The organism is Idiomarina loihiensis, assembly GCF_024584785.1.
Classification (GTDB): Bacteria; Pseudomonadota; Gammaproteobacteria; order Enterobacterales; family Alteromonadaceae; genus Pseudidiomarina; species Pseudidiomarina fusca.
Map to the genome: position 1 here is coordinate 919,832 of NZ_CP074112.1, position 18,692 is coordinate 938,523.

Here is an 18,692-nt window from a genome sequence, read left to right on the forward strand (position 1 = left end):
TGGGCGTAAAGAAAAGGCCGTTCATCGAACATGAGCGGCCTTTTTTGATCAAATTTGTTCAAATAAGACTATTCGTAAACTGACACAATTTTGTAAAGGACACAGGGAATGCGGTTGTTAACCAAAACCAGCTTAATAGTAAGCACCATTTTACTCTTGCAGGGGCTACCAGCTCAGGTACAAGCCCAGCAATGGGGTGGTGATCGTGCTGCAGTTGTATTAACGGAATCGATTGGTTTTGAACGCATTCAACGTCGTGTTGACGCCGTCGGTTATGCTGAAGCAGTGCGCTCAGTGGCGTTGTATCCCGCGGTTACCGATGAAGTTAAGGCGGTCAATTTCAAGCCTGGCGATCGGGTAGAACAGGGTGCTGTGTTGGTTCAACTAGACGATAGCCGTGAACAAATCGCCTTACAGCGAACGCAGATTCAGTTAGCGGATGCTGAACGCACCGTAGAACGGCTGCAAAAAAGCCGCGCGCAAGGAGCCGTGCCGCAGAGTGAACTTGATGATGCTATCACAGCCCGCGACCTGCTTGAGATTACCTTGAAAGAAATTGCCGACGAAATTAACGACCGCCGCGTGATTGCTCCTTTTAGTGGCGTTGTTGGTATCACTGACGTTGAAGTTGGCGATCGCATAAATCCACAGACCTTAATCACCACCATTGATCAGCGTGATCGGCTGTTTGTTGATTTTCGCGCGCCTGAAGCAGCCATGGAAATGCTCATGAACCAGGCAGAATTGTTCGTGCGCCCATGGAATGCCCGAGAAGCCGCTTATCCGGCTGACATCGTAGAGATTGATTCTCGGATCGATGCCACCAACCGAACTTTGCGGGTTCGGGCGGTGATGGATAACAGTAACGATCAGTTCCGGCCGGGTATGAGCTTTCGAGTGGCGCTAGAAATGCAAGGCGACAGTTATGCTGTGGTACCAGAAGCTGCGCTGATGTGGAGTGCCGACGGCGCCTATGTGTGGCTGAACAAAGATGGCAAGGCCACTCGCGTTGATGTGGATATTCGGCAGCGTCTCGCTGGCCGAGCCTTAGTTGATGGAGCGTTACAGTTAGGTGACGAACTGGTGGTTGAGGGCGTTCAGGCATTACGTCCAGGCCAAGCCTTAAACCCACTGAATAAAGAGGCGGCACAGCCATGAAATGGACCCCGCAACTCAATGATCTCCCGTCGTTATCAATCCGCCGGCCGATTTTAGTTATTGTTCTTAATTTACTTATCATCATTGCGGGCTATGCAGCTATTAATGGCGTTGAAGTTCGCGAACTTCCTGATGTAGACCGACCGTTATTGACCGTTTCGGCAAGTTTCCCAGGTGCTGCACCAGAAACTGTCGATACTGAAGTTACCAGTCAGCTTGAGGGCGCTGTCGCTCGAGTGAGCGGCGTGAAGTCGATACGAGCGTCGAGCGAAGAGGGTAGCTCACGCATTGTGGTTGAATTCAGACCCGGTGTGGATCTTGATGATGCCGCCAACGAAACCCGTGAATCTGTGAGTCGAGTACAGCGGATGTTGCCGGAAGAAGTTGAGAATGTTGCCATTATTAAAGCTGATAATGATTCTCAAGCTGTGGTAAACCTCTCCGTTTCTAGCTCGACGCTGGATCTTGAAACCCTCACGGAACGCGTCGAGACTGACATAGCTCCAGCTTTTTTAGGGGTTCCTGGTGTTGCCGATGTGCGCCTTAACGGCGATCGGGCGCGGGTGTTACGGGTTATTTTAGATCCGTTACGTTTAGCTAGTTATAACCTTGCCGTTACCGATGTTTCGCAAGTTTTACGACAAGCTCCGTTTGATGTACCCGCGGGTAGCTTAAAATCGACGGATCAACAACTTATCGTGCGAGCAGATGCTAGCTCAGTTACTGTTAAAGATGTTGAAGATATCGTTGTTCGTGGCGATACCCGAGTTGGTGATGTTGCTACGGTTTATTTTGGCCCCGCGGATGCAGGTAGCATGGTGCGCCTTGATGGTAAGCCTGTGCTTGGGGTTGGTATTATTCGGCAGGCTCGCTCTAACACCATTGAGATCTCTGATGAAGTGTTGGCTCTCGTCGAAAAACTCAAGGTTCAGTTTCCTGAACTCGAAATTGAAGTCACCTCAGATGACGCCAAGTTTATCCGCAGCTCAGTAGAAGAAGTCTTTGTTTCTCTTGCTTTAACTATCTTACTAGTGGTTGCCACCTTGTGGGTGTTCATCGGTTCAGGCCGAGCAACCATTGTGCCTTCTTTAGCTATTCCGGTGGGCCTCATTGGTTCTATCGCAGTGATTTGGGCACTAGGTTTCTCCATCAATATTTTGACCTTGTTGGCGTTGGTGTTGGCAACGGGCTTGATTGTCGATGATGCCATCGTGGTATCCGAGAATATTCAACGACGCCGCACCATGGGGCTGGGCGCTCGCGCTGCCGCAGTGGTTGGTACTCGTGAAGTGTTCTTTGCGGTTATCGCTACGACTGCAGTGTTAGTAGCGGTGTTCGTTCCTATTGCTTTTTTACCTTCGACAGCGGGGCGCCTATTCCGTGAATTTGGCGGGGTGTTAGCAGCCGCAGTCATTATCTCATCGTTTGTGGCGCTATCATTAGTACCAGCTTTGACCGCCCGGTTACCGCTTAAAGAAGAAAAACAAGCGAATAAGTTGCAGCAATGGGGCGGGAAGCTTCGTGATGGCTATGCCAAAACCCTTCATTTTGCATTAGATAAGGCTTGGTGGGTGTTCATTGCTTGTACTTTGATTGCAATTTCAGCGGTATGGTCGTACAGCAATGTAGATAGTGAATTAATGCCATCAGAAGACCGTGGCACCATTCGTATCTTCGCCCGTGGCCCTGATGGTGTTGGGATTGATTTTATGGACCGCCAAGCGCGGCAAATGGAAGAAATTCTATTGCCATACGTCAACGGTGGCGATGTCGATAGTATCAATACAACCGTAGGGCAGTGGGATCCAAACCTAGTGTTCATCACCGTACGGTTAACGGATTGGGAGCAGCGCGAGCGTTCGCAACAAGATATCATTAATGAAATAAACGGGCCGCTGACCAATATTCCTGGGGCTCCAGCTCGCGCCTTCGGTTCTAATAGCCTTAACCTGCGTGGCCAAGGTGGTGGTTTACAAGTGGCGTTAACGGGTGAGGACTACCAAACCATTTTTGCAGCTGCGAAGAAATATACCGCACGCATTCAAAAAGATTTACCAGAGGTTGGTTTTCCGCGAATTTCGTATCAGCCTACGCAGCCGCAGTTACGGGTCAATATTGATCGCAAACGCGCAGAAGAGCTCGGGGTGCCGCTGAGTGACATCTCGACGACATTACGCGCCGCGATTAATGGCGATAATGTTGCCGATTTGAACGTGGGCGATCAGTCCGTGCGGATCATTCTGCAAGCACAACGCAGCCTGATTAATGATCCTTCCGATTTAATGAATCTTTATGTGGGGTCATCAGCGTCAGGTTTAGTGCCTCTTTCAAGTATTGCGACCATTTCAGAAGAAGGTGTTGCCGCAGACCTTGGCCGACGCGCACAACGGCGTGCTATCGAGATTGACATGCAGTTACCAGAATCCATGCCGATCGAAGATGTGGTTGATAAACTAAGACAATTAGCAGCTGAAGAATTGCCGAGTGGGATTGGTTTAGTGATGTTAGGTGAGGCGGAAGCTTACGAAGAAACCGAACGGGAAGTAGCCTTAACTTACATCTTGGCCTTTGTTATCGTCTTTCTAGTACTAGCAGCGCAGTTTGAAAGTGTGAATAGTGCCGTAGTTGTCATGGCCACAGTACCTTTTGGCATAGCTGCAGCCTTGTTTGCGTTGTTTGTGACGGGTACCTCAATCAATATTTTCTCGCAAATCGGTTTAGTTATGTTGATTGGCTTAATCGCGAAAAACTCCATTTTGCTAGTTGAGTTTGCGGACCAACTGCGCGACCACGGACAATCCGTACGTGAGGCAGTCGAAAATGCTGCGGCAATTCGTTTGCGGCCGATTATGATGACCTTGGTATCTACCTTGCTAGGCGCATTACCACTGATCCTTTCCATGGGTGCAGGGGCTGAGGCCCGTAATGCTATTGGTTGGGTCGTCTTTGGTGGCTTGGCTTTTGCTGTGGTATTCACTTTATATTTAACGCCGGTTATGTACCTAGCTATTGCACGTTTCACCAAACCACGTGCTGATGAAAGTGATCGTCTGGCTGATGAAATGGAAAAAGCCGGGGAGTTGTAATCACTTAACGGCTCACTATCGAAAGTTTATAAAAGCCTCGCATTGATGCGGGGCTTTTTTTTGAATAGCGAAAACAAATCGATGAACACTAAGAAGCGCCCACCAAGAAACCCAAATAACGCTACCGGTGCTAGATGAATTTTAGTTGCAGGGAGATAAGTTACAGAGAGGTGAGTTGCTATCATTAAGTTTAATGAAGCTAAGGATGAGAGTTTTAATTAGCTACATTTGCCAGGCCTGCAAACTAATCTGAAAAGCTATGAACTCTATGTGGAGTAAAGCGGATTTAAATTCAGAACTAGCTAAGAATCTTGTAGAAATGTAAGTCATCACATCTTGTTAAAGATAATAATAATCGTTGATTTAACATAATATACATTATACGCAATCATATAATCATGAAGATGGCGGTAGATTTCTTTCCTTTGGCATTACCGCCTTATTCGGCGTTCAACAAGCTGAATAAGGCCAAGTTAGAAACCTTTGGTTACGGTTTTTCGGTAGCTTGCTGCTTGTTGGTTTTAGCTCTCTCACCTAGTATTCGTTATTGAAAATTTAACGACATCTCAATTTAAGGACGATTCATGAAAGCTTGGTTTAAGAATGTGATTGGCGTTGCTATGGCAGTGACTTGTAGCTCTAGCTTGTTGTTTGCGCCTAGCGCTCAGGCTGATTTGTTTTATCAAATTAGTGGCAAGGATTTGACTCAACCATCTTATTTGTATGGCACCATGCATATGCTCTGTCAGGATGACTTCTACATAGATCCAAGCGTGACTGAAGCTTTTGCTAAAACTGAGCAACTGGTGCTAGAAATTGATTTAACGGATCCAGCCTTGGCGCAGGTCTTTCAACAGCATTCTGCGCAGCCCGATGCACAGTACTTAAGAAAGTTTTTGAATGCTGAACAGCATCAACAGATGAATCAATACTTTGTTGATAATTTAGGCGCTGATTTAACTCAGGTTGGCCATTTACGGCCGTTTATTTTAACCAGCTTGCTCTTACCTATGCAGTTGAACTGTCAGCAACAGGCATCCTATGACGGTTATTTCGCTGAACAAGCTCAACTTGGTGGGCATACCATTGCTGAGCTAGAAACACCTTTGTTTCAATTAGATCTATTTAACCAAGTACCTGTTGCTGAACAAGTTAACTGGTTGTGGGACATGATTTCAGACCCTGCAAGCTCGCAAGCCGAGATGCAGAAACTTAACCAGCTTTATATCCAAGGTGACGCTGACAAATTATATGCCTATACCGTGGCTCAGCCTGAATTTGCTGAATATGAAGCGCTATTACTGAGTGACAGAAACCGTGACTGGGTGGTAAAACTACCGCAAATGATGGCTACTAAGCCAAGTTTCATCGCGGTAGGTGCGGGTCATTTAGGCGGTGATCAGGGTGTGGTTGCCTTGTTGCGCGAGGCTGGTTATCAAGTGCAGGCAATCAAAGTTGAACGCCCTACTACTAACTAACACTTAAAGTCTCTACAAATGCGTCGCAAACGCTAACAAACATGGTCAGTTACCCCTTATTTCGGCTATCATAGCTGTCTATAAAAGGAGAACGGCAAATTATGCGGATTGCGGCGCAAGCTTTACAACCAAATCTCACCGAATGGGCGGCACAACGTCCGGTCACTTCAGCTCCTAACCCTCTCATTGGGCAACAGCGAGCGCTTCATGCGATTGAGCAAGCGTTAAGTATTTGCGGTCGTTACGCCCATGGTTTTATTGTGACGCCAGCTGGCTTACGGGCCTTAGATGTGTTGGCCGAGTTACCTACGCAACAAGGCTGGCAAAGCGCTCATAGTCAACGCGATTGGCTCTATGTGGCTAATCCGGATTCAGCTAACCAGCCATTATGTATCGACGTAAATGCCGGCCAAGCAGATAGCTTTGTCATCAAGCTATGGGAATTTCTACAAGCCGCCGTGAATGTTCGACAACCGTTGCTTGAATATATGCTGGAAACCTTTACCAGTGCGCGGGTAAAGCACTATTTAGAGCTCATTTCAGACAAAACTTTTGACGATCTGCCCGGTGCTGAACTTGCTACTATATTAGTACGACAGCCGGCCCAGCCAGAGCCTTTTACTTATTGCGACAGAGTTACCGATGCGAGTTTGTTTGGTAGTATTCGGCTTCAATCCGTTGAAGGAACCATTTCTTCTGATCTGCATTTAATTGAGCCCGGCGCCTTGCTGCGTGCTAATGGTGGCGTGCTGGCCATTGATGCCGAAGAGCTGTTCTTGCAGCCCGGCTTGTGGCGCAAATTAAAATACGTTCTGCGCACCAGTATGATGCATTGGCAAGCACCAGGCGAAGCTCACATTGCAGCTTATTACCAGCCAGAACCTATTCCTGTGCAGCTGAAAGTATTGTTATTAGGGGATCGTGATATTTACGCCCAATTACGCGAAGTAGACCGTGATTTTGATAACCTATTCCCTTATTTAGCGGACTTTTCATCTCATTATTCGCTAGCTCAAGCTCCCCTAGCCCCTTATTTTGACTATTTAGCTTATGTTGAGCGTGAGGCTGCGGTACGTCCATTAGCGCCTGATGCTATTGCGCCCTTGTTAAAGTTTGCGACTCGTCTGACTGATTTTCAAACAGAGTTAACACTAGACACTATCGCCTTAATGCAATTTTTGCGTGAAGCCAATGGCATTGCCGCCCAACAACAGCAGCAACAGATTAGTGCAGCACACCTTGAACAAGTGCTTGAACAACGCAAGCAGCGTGATGGCTACATCGCTGAGTTGAGTCGCCGCGCTATCTTAGAAGGTCAAGTCTACATTGAAACCAGTGGTCAGGTTATCGGCCAGATCAATGGATTAACCGTGGTTACTGCGGGTGGGTCTGAATTTGGTGAGCCAAGCCGGATTACGGCAACCGTGCATTACGGTGACGGCGATATTATTGACATCGACCGAAAATCAGAGCTCAGTGGTAGTATTCATACCAAAGGGGTGATGATTTTAAGTGCCTATATAGCCAATGTATTCGCTCGCAATGATGCTATGAGTCTGTCGGCTACCATTGTATTTGAGCAGTCTTATCACGAAGTTGATGGCGATAGTGCCTCTTTGGCTGAGCTTTGCTGTCTGCTGTCGGCACTAGCTGAGGCTCCTATTGAGCAAGGCTTAGCTATTACCGGCGCAGTCGATCAATTTGGTCGAGTACAAGCCATCGGCGCCGTCAACGAAAAGATAGAAGGTTATTTTGCGCTTTGCCAAGCGCGTGGACTAACCGGCAAGCAAGGCGTCATCATTCCTCAAGCCAATTTAAGCCAGCTTAATCTTGATCATGAAGTGATTGCTGCGGTAGCTGCCGAAAAGTTTCATATTTATGCCGTTGAACACGTTACTGCAGCCTTAGAGTTATTGACCAACGAGCCGCAGAAACAACTATACGCTAAGATAGAACAACGACTTAGCGAACTACAGCATATAGAAAAACCCACGTCATGGTGGCAACGCTGGTTTTAAATAAAGAACAAATCGGACTTGTTAAGCGTACAAGTGTTCGCTAATCTGAGCGGGTATTTGCGAACACTTATTCTTTAGCTGTAATAAAGGTCTTTATGAAACAGTCTAGCTTCACCCGCGAAGAACTTCTGGCATGCGCTCGTGGCGAAATGTTTGGTCCCGGCAATAGTCAGCTCCCTGCCCCGAATATGTTGATGATGGATCGGGTTTTAGAAATTACTGAAACCGGCGGTGCCTACAACAAAGGCTACATTCATGCCGAGTTAGATATCAACCCAGATCTATGGTTTTTTGATTGCCATTTTATTGGTGATCCTGTCATGCCTGGTTGCTTAGGTTTGGATGCCATGTGGCAACTTACTGGCTTTTTCTTGGCCTGTTTAGGTGGCCCCGGTCGTGGTCGCGCGTTAGGCGTTGGCGAAGTGAAGTTTACCGGTCAGATTCTACCTACGGCGAAAAAAGTCACCTATCACATCGATATGAAGCGTGTGTTGAAACGTTCATTGTACATGGGTATTGCTGATGGTCGCGTCGAAGTGGATGGCAAAACTATCTATACTGCAAAAGATTTGAAAGTAGGTTTATTTACAGACACTTCCACCTTTTAAAAGGTTAGTGTCTCGTCCTGCTAAAAGAAAGCCCGCTCTTATGCGGGCTTATTTCATTCGGCTTTATTGTAGCTGTTTCTGATGAGGACGCATCAGCGGAACAGACCAACGCCACGAGCTTCCATCGCATCGCGCCAACCGCCTAGCCACTGAGATCGAACATCCTGGTTTTGATAAGGACACAGTTCCTTAGAACGACCAGATACTCCGGCTTTGAACCCCTGTGCGTGAGCACGTTCGAGGCGATCGCGTTTTTGTCGTTTCATATTTACCTTCCTCGTCCAATTGTCGTTTTTGATTTATGACAAGAGCATGACGTTTTTTTGACTGCTCTCCCTTTAATAGATAGCAACTTAATCAGGGAGTTCAAGCTAAAAAAATGGCGTAATATCATCGTTACCGTTAAGTTGATGATATTACGCCAGTTTGTCAGAAGGCTTTACTTAGAAGATTATTGCCAGTTAAACCTTGATTAAGCGACGAATAGTAATAAGGCCACCAATCAAGAACATAGCAATCAAGCCAAAAGGAGATGTGGCAGCGCCTTCACGTGTAATTATCTCATCCTCAGTAGAGCAACCTGTAACCTCGCCTGCGGCTGTATCCAGCTTCAGCGTCGCATAGACATTACGAGTGTAGGTATCACCCTCTTCTGTGGTTTCTTCGATGGTCGTTAACGCGGTGGCCAAGATTTGATTATCTTCGTTGATATCGTCTGCCGACACTATGTAATAGTCCGCACTGCAACCAATAGCATCATTGAGGTTGATAAAACCAACATCTGGTTTATTTAAGTCATAAACAAAACCAACTCGACGGCGTTCGGCGTTCAGGGTGTAATCGATTTCACCTGAGCCCACCACTAAGCCTTGATTGTTGATGGCATTGGGATAGGTGCTTGAACCCTCGAAAAAGCCTGGTAACTCAGCGAAAGTTTCAGCTTCTACATCATAGATAAAGCCAATAGCGCGACGTACCCCTTGGATGGTACGAATCACAAAACCCGTTGCCTGATCTTCATCGTTGATGGCAGTCGCCGAGCCCCAAATGTATTCCTCATCTGTCGTGATCGCTTTAGTTTCGCCATTTTGGTAAACCACTGGCATTTTAATCCGGTTGCCCGGTTGTTCTACGTCGTTGTAGTAAGTCCAGCTTTGGCCTACCGCAATGCCGTTGTTGTTGACTGCATAAGCATAAGCAGACCAGTAGGCTCCATCATCTTCTGAACGCTCACGCAATGGCGGATACAGAGTTTCTGAAATAACCTGGCCTTGGTCATCAAGTTGCCACACGGCTGCATGCATATCGTAAAGAGAGCCATTAGCAGTAAAAGAGCCGCCTAAGGCTGCTTCGCGCTGAAAACCGTACCAAAGATTCCAAATACAGGTATAAACGGCGCGATTGGACGCTGGGGTAAAGTCTTCAATACAAGCATCTACTCGCTCTTGAGCAGCTGGGAATAACGCCACACTAGCGTTACCTACGGCTAAATTGGTGTCATTGATGGCAAAGATTTGTGCTTCACCACCTAAGTATTCCTGCTCTGGCGGCGCAATTAAGCTGTAATTAGTGCCATCAAACCACAAACCACGACTGATGTACTCACGCTCAGCAAAGTTTAACGTGATGGGGTCTGGCATCTCGCCACCCTCTTCAGCTGGTTCAGGTTGATACGTGTGATCAAAGCGAGTGTAAGGCGCAGATGCCCAACCTACTCTCACGTTATTGTTATTCAAACCTAAAAAGGCATGATCCGCTGATTTTTCTTGGCTTGATACGGCCCCGTCGGTACCGTTGAGTAAGCCATGAAACAGGATATCTTGACCGTTATAAGTTCCAGCAAAATCAGTAGCAATACGCAACTCAGCACTATTTGCATTCTCTCGATCAGCCAGCACTTGAACGAGTCCCCAATATTGGGCCTCAGTTAAGCTATCGGTGGCAGGATCAAAATCTTCATCTAAACCGATATAGCCTTTTAAGTTATCGGTCATAAGATCAAAATCAATCTCGGTGTTAGCAGAAAAGCGACCATGTAAGGTGATCAACCCACTATCGTTGATATTGCGCGGAAAACTAGCCCGAACTTGACTGTGCGTTTCTGGGAGTACGGTAAAGGTGTAGCTATCGGCCATAGCTGCGGCACTAAAACTACTGCTTAATAAACCGGCTACTGCCAGCGTAAGTGCTTTGGTTTTAAACTGTTTCATAAGGAATTCAATGACTCTCTTGTTGTAAATTTTCTAATTCGTCCCAGCGCTCTAGCGCGGCCATAAGTTCTTGTTCTAATTCGCCTAATCGCTCTAATACCGGCGCAGTAACTGAATGCGGCTGAGTAAAAAAATCAGCCTGACTGGTTTGTTGTTGCAAGTGCTCTTGCTCCTGCTCTAACGCTTCAATCCGTTGCGGTAATTGTTCTAATTCACGTTGCAGCTTGTAGGATAACTTTTTACGCGGCGCAGCTGAACCCTTGTTAGCAGATTCTTTACTTGCCGCAGTGCTGCTACTACTTGCAGATGCTGCAGGCTGTGACTTGCTGGCAGCCGAATTAGTTCCCGCAGTTTGGCTTAAATAATGATTTACTTCGGTAAAGCCACCCACGATTTCGGTTACTTTACCCTCACCTTCAAATAACAGCACGCTTGTCGCCGTATTATCCACAAATTCACGATCGTGGCTGACCAAGATTACCGTCCCCTGATAATCTGCCACAATTTGCTCTAACAGCTCTAAGGTGTCGATATCAAGGTCGTTGGTAGGTTCATCCAAGATCAAGAAATTACTTGGGGTTAAAAACAGTTTGGCTAATAAAGCTCGGTTACGCTCTCCGCCAGATAAAGCTCTTACCGGCGTTCTGGCTTGTTTAGGTGAGAATAAGAAATCTTGTAAGTAGCTCAGAATATGTCGAGTTTTACCATTGTAGGTAACATCCTGCTTACCATCACCTACGTTTTCAGCAATGGTTAGATTAGGATCTAGTTGCGCTCGATGCTGATCAAAATAAGCGACTTGTAAGTGAGTCCCTAGCTTGATCTGCCCGGAATCTGCCGCTTGTTGTCCCAGCAAAACTTTGATCAACGTACTCTTGCCGCAACCATTCGGTCCTACCAAGGCAACCTTGTCACCGCGTTGTAAGGTAAACTCAAACTGGCGTAGGATGGTTTTATCACCGAACGCTAAATTAACATCACTGCCATCAAACACCAGCTTGCCTGATTTACTGGCTTCCTGCACAGCTAACTTGGCCGAACCTTGCTGTTCGCGGCGTTGCGCACGTTGTTTTCGGAGCTCTTTTAACGCCCTGACGCGGCCTTCATTGCGAGTCCGCCGTGCTTTAATGCCCTGACGGATCCAGGTCTCTTCTTGAGCCAGTTTTTTATCAAACTCAGCGTTGTGAGTCTCTTCAACTTCCAACTGATGTTGCTTGAGCTCTAAGTAGGCATCGTAACTACCGGGATAACTATTTAATTGGCCCCGATCTAAATCAATAATACGAGTTGCTAGATGACGAATAAAGGCCCGGTCGTGGCTGATAAATAGCACCGCACCACGAAAGTCTTTAACCCGCTCTTCTAACCACCGCACCATTTCTACGTCGAGGTGGTTAGTAGGCTCATCTAACAGCAACAAATCAGGATTGACCACCAGTGCACGGGCTAATGCTACCCGTCGTAGCCAACCGCCCGAGAGCGCCGCCATGGTGCTATCGGCAGGTAGTGCTAGCTGCGTTAACACTTGTTCTATGCGGGTTTGTAACTGCCAGCCATCGGCCGCTTCTAAAGCGGTCTGTAAGCGCGCCAAATCATTCATGATTTGGTCACTATCATGCTCCTGTTCGAGCTGTTGCAGGGTATGGTGATAATCTTTAAGTAAATCGCCCACCTCAGCTAAACCTTCAGCAACATAATCGTATACCGACTGCTCTGAGTTTGCTGGTGGATCTTGCGGCAATCTAGCAACAACCGTATCACCGACCAATTGCACTGCCCCGTCATCGAGCTGCACTTCGCCGTCGATAACCTTGAGTAGCGTCGATTTACCGGCACCGTTACGGCCCACTAAACAGACCCGCTCGCCTGCTTCAATGGTTAGGTCAACATGGTCTAAAATGGCATCGTTGCCAAAGGCTAATTGCGCATTCTGAATTCTTACAATATTCATGCTATTAAAAAATCCTCAAGTGCTGTTGCAAACGGCCAACGTAACTCGGCATCGTCGCTAGCGCGCACTAATACAGGGATCAACCAAGCGTACTCTGCTAGTAGCTCGGGTTGTTGGGTAATATCAACCACATGCAGACGCCAGCCCGTTGCTGGTGACTGAACCGCTTGCTGCATGGCTTGTTCAACGAGCAGCTTAGCTTGGTCACACAAAGGACAATGAGGTTTGCTAAGCAGATAATAGTCAGCCACTGTGGCGTACCTTGAACAAATGGTGAATGCCTTTGTGGCGCTCAAAATCAGCAGAAATAGAGCGCTTGGTTAGGTCTTCTGCAACCAAAAAGGCTTCAGCTAAAGCCTCGTTATCAAGCTTGAATTTGCGTTTGTTGTTGGAAAACAAAATCACCCCGTCGTCTTTCAACAACCGTGCTGCTAGTTTTAACAATTGCACGTGGTCACGTTGAACATCTAAAACATCATCCATCCGCTTAGAGTTTGAAAACGTGGGCGGATCGAGGAAAATCACGTCGTAGCGCTGCTGTGGCCGTTGTTCTCTAAGCCATGCAATACAATCAGCTTGAATAAACTGATGGGCGCGCGTGTTGAGCTTGTTGAGGTGGAAATTGCGTTCGCCCCAGGCCAAATAAGTTTTAGATAAATCGACTGAAACCACCTCTTTAGCACCGCCCATTGCGGCATGCACCGATGCCGAACAGGTGTAGGCAAACAAATTCAGAACACTCTTATCCGCACTGATTTTACCTAATTCTCGGCGTGCCCAACGATGATCTAAAAATAGCCCTGTGTCTAAATAGTCACTCAGATTCACCTCAAACTGCACGCCGTATTCATGCACTATCCGAACTAAGCCACGCGGGGTCTGTTTTTGATATTGCTGTTTACCAGCCTGCCGTTGCCGCACCTTTAAGGTCATGTTTTCAGCTTTAAAAGGCAACTCAGAGGCTAAGGTATCGATTAAAAACCATAATCTATCTTTAGCTACCGCCGGCGGAATGTCTTTCGGCGCTGCATATTCTTGAATCACAATACAATCATCGTAGACATCAACGGCTGCATTGTATTCTGGAAGGTCGGCATCATACAGACGCCATGCGTTAACCCCTTCTTTTGCCGCCCATTTTTCTAATTTTTGGTAGTTTTTCCGTAATCTGTTGGCAAGGTCGTTTGATTGCGTTTGGGTAAATTCAGGTTGCTCTACGGTTAAGTCGTAAGTAGCCAATAAAGTCTCAATGGCACCGTTAAACAACTTGTATTTGCGTTGACTACGTAACTTAAGACGTTTTAAGAGAGTTTCATCACCGGCTAGAACCGCCACTTGCCAACCGGAAAACTGTTGCCGTAATTGCTGACCAAAACGACGATACAACAGCAGCGTTTCAACTTCTTCGCCAAGCCGCTCACCATAGGGTGGATTACAAATAAGCAAAGGTGCGGTGTGTTGTTCTGCCGCATTTACGGCCGGTTCTGCATGCTCCGCATCCCCTACTTGCCAGTCACATACATGGCTTAATCCCAACCGTTCGGCATTTTGTCGGGCAATCCCCAGCATGCGTGGATCATTGTCGCGTCCGTAAAACCTAGCGCTAGGCTCGGCGATAGCTTCGGCAAAACGCTGCTCTGCTTGCTCACGCACTTGTAACCACAAGCTGTGTTGGTGCCCCATCCATGCTTGAAAGCCCCAATAGCTGCGCTGTAAGCCAGGCGCTAACTGATAACGAATCATTGCTGCTTCAAGTAGTAAGGTGCCCGAACCACAGAATGGGTCCATGACTACTTCAGTTGTGGTATCAACACCCGCACGAATCACCACCGCCGCCGCTAAGGTTTCACGTAACGGTGCAGCACCCTGCTGTTGCCGATAGCCACGTTTATGCAGGCTCTCACCCGCTAAATCTAAATACCAAGTAAGCTTATCTTTATGTAAGTGAGCATTAATACGAACGTCAGGCTCTTTGCTAACTGAAGGTCGTTGGTTTAATTGTTCTCTAAAGCGATCCACAATACCGTCTTTGACTAGCTGCGCACCAAATTGCGTGTGGCGGATATCTGGATGACGACCGCTGAAATCAATTAAGAACGTATCTTCAGGCGCAAAAACCTGTTCCCATTCAGTTTGGGCAACGGCCAATGGAATGTCTTGGGCTTGCTTGACGAAGCATTCGCCCAATTTTAATAACACTCGATTCGCTAACCGAGTCCACAGGCACACTTGATAGGCCTGCTCTAAGGAGCAGTCGAACCAGCAGCCGCCAGCTGTTTGGCGCACTTGGGTAATACCCAACTGGTTCAGTTCATCAAACAATAAAGGCTCGAGACCTTTGGCGCAGGTTGCAAAAAGTTGCAGAGTTGCCGACATGAAAATAATCACTTATTAAGAAAGATAGAAACAGATTATACCGAAAGATGAGGCTGCTGTATTGCTCGATATGGACGTAAAAGCAGCAATCAAATCAATATCGGTTAATAACTAAGCGAACGATTCAACGGGGGCTTGCGTTTGCAGAACTAACTCTATACTATGCACTTCATCGGACGCGGGGTGGAGCAGTCTGGTAGCTCGTCGGGCTCATAACCCGAAGGTCGTAGGTTCAAATCCTGCCCCCGCAACCAATTCCTTACTTGATTTTTCCGACTATTCCCGGTCAACAATAATCCAATTCTTATCCAGCTGTTGCCCTGCTAAATAGGGTTGTGGTAACTGTTTCAGATACTCGATAAGAATATGCTGAATTTGATCTGGGCTGCTAAACACTATCTGACTGCCATCTAATCCGGCAAAATCACCACCGCCATTAGCGCGATAATTATTGGTTACGACCAAGACTTCTTCCGTTGCTATCTGATCGAGGATGGTGATGCGCTGACCTATGGGTTGACTCACATTAATCTGGTACTTGATGCCGGCAATCGTATCAAAATTATAAGAAGGCACTTGGCTCTCAACCCAACTGTATGGCTCTTCGTTACTGCCTACTTTAAGCGCGGCCGCGCTGATTTCTAACCATTGCTGTAGTTGTGCCACCGATATTTTGACAACGTCCAAAGTATTGGGATATCGATATAAATTACCCACATCGCCGATGGTAACTGGGCCTGCATTGATAAAAGTAAACTGCTGTTGCGCGGCCTCCTCTGCTGAGGTTGCGGCAAAAAAAGGAGCCGCAGCACTCAGTAATGGCAACCGTTGCCATGATTGTTCGGTGCTAGTGGAAGACTCATCGGCCAAACCATCTAGATAACGCTCCACATACCACCGCTGAGCATCATGCAAGAGTTGCATGGCGGTCGTGGGCTGTAACCGTGATAATTGATGTGATAATGCTACCTCTGTATGCCCAATGGGTTGCTTCATATAAGCCAAAGTAGCTTGATCAGCCTCTGCTAATAACGCCTGAATATTTGTGTCTGGAGTTGCCGCCGCAGCTCGTAAATGACTCTTACTGCGACTAACTTGCCAACCTTGTTGCTGCCACTGTAAATAGAGATCTATCACGCCAAGGTACTCGCCTTGTGCACCAGGCTGCGATGCTGCAACACCATGAATGGTGCCGGCTTCGCTATCTACGTCAGGATTTAATTGGTAAGCATCAGTACCGGGGAATAACTCATGCTGATGGCCAAATGCGATTGCATCTACGCCGTCAATTTGCGCAAGCGACCAAACATCTTGCTCACTGCTATGGGTCTCGCGAGAATTTTTCGGCAACCCCGTATGAGCTGCGATAATGATCACCTCGGCTCCTTGTTGTTGGGCCTCTTGCACACTTCGCTGGGCTGCTTCATACATCCCCTCTACCGCAACTTGATGCTGTAAATAATGGGCATCCCACTGCATGATTTGCGGCGGTAGTACCCCAATCACTGCAACTTTAACAGCTGGTAACGATGCCTGTGCAGGCTGCTTTTCTAACATCACCCAAGGCGCAATCTTTAATTTATTCTTGGCCGCTTCGGTCAAGGGTTTAAGATTGGCGCTAAGCAGCGGAAAATTTGCACCAGCATAGGCTTGGGCAAGGTAATCTAGACCGTAATTAAATTCATGATTGCCTAAGTTGGCCACATCAAACTGCAGGGCATTCATCACTTGAGTGAGTGGCAACGGCTGTTCGCTAGCTGCTGCGGTTACCATCCAGTCCGTCATAGGACTACCTTGGATGAGATCACCGTTATCAATTAACACATGCAAGTCTGCTTCCGCCCGGGCTTCTTCGATGACCTTGGCTAAGTGTGCATAACCTGCTGCTACTGGTTGTTCGGTAAAGTAATTTTTCCCGATAAATTGGCCATGAACATCGCTGGTACTGAGAATACGTAAATGGAGGCTAGGTGCAGCAGCACTGCTGGTAGCTGGTAGTGTTGGTGTGGCTAACGCATGGCTCGGGGTTAACACCAGACTGATTGCACTGGCTAACAAAGTAACAGTTGCAGCAATATGACCGGGTAATTTCATAGGTTACAGACTCAACTAGCTTAACAACAGGAGTAAGATGACGCCTTTAGGCTAACCGCAGAGTAGGACTACCGTCAGCATGAGTTTCATGAGGGCCTCGTTGTAAACGATTAATCATGACCTTGAACACATCAAACTGGCGTAATGTTTTCACATCGGATAACACAAATTCTGCTCCCAACACCATGCATTCAGCAAATTCACCATCTTGCTGCAACACCACACAGAGCCCTTGTTGCAGCCCCGAATTAAGCTGTACTAGGGCCCCGAGTTTTAGTTCTTGTTGGGTTTGTTCGGCGATTAAAGCTTCTTGAAAATACCAACTCTGAGGCAATTGTGGCCGCCCAAAACGCTGGATAATCAGTAAATTCAGCCCTGCGGCCTGTACCCAGTCTGAGTTACAAGGTTGCTGAATGCTTGTCTCAATAAGTGGGCTAACTTCTTCTAAACATTCAGTAAACTCTTGAAACAACTGAGCTTCATCGGTTGTTAGGCTCGCTTGCAAGGGGTACAAAGGAATCAGTCTACTGGCTTTATAAGGGCATAGGTGTGCTGTGCCAGACTCAAGCTGGATACCGAGATGCTTTGTTGCTGGCTCACAGAACCATTGCCACTGGATATTTACGTGCACGTTCAACCTTGTCGTTATCGTTATTGCGAGTGAACTTTGACTATGCTTTATACCATAAAGAAATCTGAGATTGTTTACAAGTCGTTTACGATAGTGCGGATCAACTGCGGTCCATGGTAAATGAAGCCGGTGTACACTTGCACCAAGCTTGCTCCTGCGGCTAGTTTTGCTTGAGCTGCGGCCGCGCTATCGATGCCACCAACGGCAATGATAGGTAGTTTACCCTGAAGATGTTCTGCTAGTTGCTTAACTACGGCCGTGCTCGCATCAAATAGCACTTTGCCACTCAAGCCCCCTGCCTCATCGGCATGCTTACAGCCGACTACCGCGTCCCTACTGAGAGTTGTGTTGGTCGCTATAACAGCATCTATCTGATGTTCTATTAAGGCAGCCGCCATCGCTGCAATGCCGTCGTTATCAAGGTCAGGCGCAATTTTTACTGCCAGTGGCACATAACGGCCGTGTTCGGTGGCGAGTTCTGCTTGAGTTTGTTTCAAGCTGGCCAGCAGTTGATGCAGCGCATCGCCATGCTGATAGGCGCGTAAGCCGGGCGTGTTTGGCGAGGATATATTGACCGTAATGTAGCTCGCAAAAGCGTAAACTTTGCGCATGCAATGCACATAATCGTGCACGGCATCAGCTTCTGCTGTAGCTTTATTCTTGCCTATATTAATCCCCAGCACCCCCTTGAACTTCGCTTTTTGCACTTGCTCAACCAAGTAATCAACGCCAAGGTTATTAAAACCCATGCGGTTGATAATGGCCTCACGTTCAGGGATCCGAAACAGACGTGGCTTGGGATTGCCTTCTTGCGGTTTTGGGGTAACTGTACCGACCTCGATAAAACCAAATCCCATTTGTGCAAAAGCATCAATGCACTCGGCGTTTTTATCAAGACCTGCCGCTAAACCTACAGGATTAGGAAATTCGATGCCCATCACTGTTACAGGTTTAGCTTCAACTTGTTGTCGCCAAAACCACGCCAACGGAGTGTTGGCGTAGCGTTTAAGTAACCCCAAGGTCAAATCATGTGACTGTTCAGCATCTTTGCTGAACAGCCACTTACGCAAGATCCCGTACAT

At 47.3% G+C, this 18,692-nt stretch carries 13 protein-coding genes and 1 tRNA gene; 6 read left to right on the forward strand and 8 right to left on the reverse strand.

Annotated elements, in window-relative coordinates; all coding sequences use genetic code 11:
* Positions 1–108: 108 nt before the first annotated feature.
* From KGF88_RS04310 to fabA, 5 genes are all read left to right on the forward strand, one after another.
* Positions 109–1,158, forward strand: a complete 1,050-nt coding sequence (locus KGF88_RS04310; protein ID WP_110075099.1) for an efflux RND transporter periplasmic adaptor subunit — start codon at positions 109–111, stop codon at positions 1,156–1,158.
* On the forward strand, positions 1,155–4,244 hold the full coding sequence (locus KGF88_RS04315; RefSeq protein ID WP_153825648.1) for an efflux RND transporter permease subunit: 3,090 nt from the start codon (positions 1,155–1,157) through the stop codon (positions 4,242–4,244). The genes KGF88_RS04310 and KGF88_RS04315 overlap by 4 nt, the downstream gene beginning before the upstream one ends.
* A gap of 584 nt (positions 4,245–4,828) precedes the next feature.
* The gene (locus KGF88_RS04320) at positions 4,829–5,722 is read left to right on the forward strand and encodes a TraB/GumN family protein (RefSeq protein ID WP_153825647.1); all 894 of its coding nucleotides are present in this window, start codon (positions 4,829–4,831) and stop codon (positions 5,720–5,722) included.
* A gap of 101 nt (positions 5,723–5,823) precedes the next feature.
* Entirely contained in the window at positions 5,824–7,740 is a 1,917-nt protein-coding gene (locus tag KGF88_RS04325; protein WP_153825646.1) for an AAA family ATPase, read from the forward strand.
* A 95-nt stretch (positions 7,741–7,835) separates the two neighbouring features.
* Positions 7,836–8,348: a 3-hydroxyacyl-[acyl-carrier-protein] dehydratase FabA gene (gene fabA / locus KGF88_RS04330; RefSeq protein ID WP_153825645.1), complete on the forward strand. Its 513-nt coding sequence runs from the start codon at positions 7,836–7,838 to the stop codon at positions 8,346–8,348.
* A gap of 92 nt (positions 8,349–8,440) precedes the next feature.
* Here fabA and rmf read toward each other — a convergent pair whose 3' ends face one another.
* The 5 genes from rmf to rlmKL form a co-directional block, all read right to left on the reverse strand.
* Complete coding sequence (rmf, locus tag KGF88_RS04335; RefSeq protein WP_153825644.1) at positions 8,441–8,614, reverse strand: ribosome modulation factor; 174 nt, start codon at positions 8,612–8,614, stop codon at positions 8,441–8,443.
* 195 nt (positions 8,615–8,809) lie between these two features.
* A complete protein-coding gene (locus KGF88_RS04340) occupies positions 8,810–10,558 on the reverse strand; it encodes a DUF3466 family protein (protein WP_153825643.1) in 1,749 nt (582 codons plus the stop codon).
* A gap of 7 nt (positions 10,559–10,565) precedes the next feature.
* Positions 10,566–12,509: an ATP-binding cassette ATPase Uup gene (uup, locus tag KGF88_RS04345; protein ID WP_153825642.1), complete on the reverse strand. Its 1,944-nt coding sequence runs from the start codon at positions 12,507–12,509 to the stop codon at positions 10,566–10,568.
* Complete coding sequence (locus KGF88_RS04350; RefSeq protein WP_110075078.1) at positions 12,506–12,760, reverse strand: glutaredoxin family protein; 255 nt, start codon at positions 12,758–12,760, stop codon at positions 12,506–12,508. The genes uup and KGF88_RS04350 overlap by 4 nt, the downstream gene beginning before the upstream one ends.
* Positions 12,753–14,885 carry a bifunctional 23S rRNA (guanine(2069)-N(7))-methyltransferase RlmK/23S rRNA (guanine(2445)-N(2))-methyltransferase RlmL gene (gene rlmKL / locus KGF88_RS04355; protein ID WP_153825640.1) on the reverse strand — a complete coding sequence of 711 codons (2,133 nt, stop codon included), beginning with the start codon at positions 14,883–14,885 and terminating at the stop codon, positions 12,753–12,755. Before rlmKL ends, KGF88_RS04350 begins: the two co-directional genes overlap by 8 nt.
* Before the next feature lie 177 nt (positions 14,886–15,062).
* Between rlmKL and KGF88_RS04360 the strand changes: the two genes are divergently transcribed.
* Positions 15,063–15,139: transfer RNA gene (locus KGF88_RS04360), tRNA-Met, on the forward strand.
* Between the two features lie 22 nt (positions 15,140–15,161).
* On the opposite strand, the gene KGF88_RS04365 is transcribed toward KGF88_RS04360, so the two are convergent.
* The 3 genes from KGF88_RS04365 to pyrD form a co-directional block, all read right to left on the reverse strand.
* Positions 15,162–16,979, reverse strand: a complete 1,818-nt coding sequence (locus tag KGF88_RS04365) for a 5'-nucleotidase C-terminal domain-containing protein (protein ID WP_153825639.1) — start codon at positions 16,977–16,979, stop codon at positions 15,162–15,164.
* Between the two features lie 46 nt (positions 16,980–17,025).
* A complete protein-coding gene (locus KGF88_RS04370; protein WP_162014470.1) occupies positions 17,026–17,610 on the reverse strand; it encodes a cell division protein ZapC domain-containing protein in 585 nt (194 codons plus the stop codon).
* A gap of 74 nt (positions 17,611–17,684) precedes the next feature.
* Complete coding sequence (gene pyrD / locus KGF88_RS04375; protein WP_153825637.1) at positions 17,685–18,692, reverse strand: quinone-dependent dihydroorotate dehydrogenase; 1,008 nt, start codon at positions 18,690–18,692, stop codon at positions 17,685–17,687.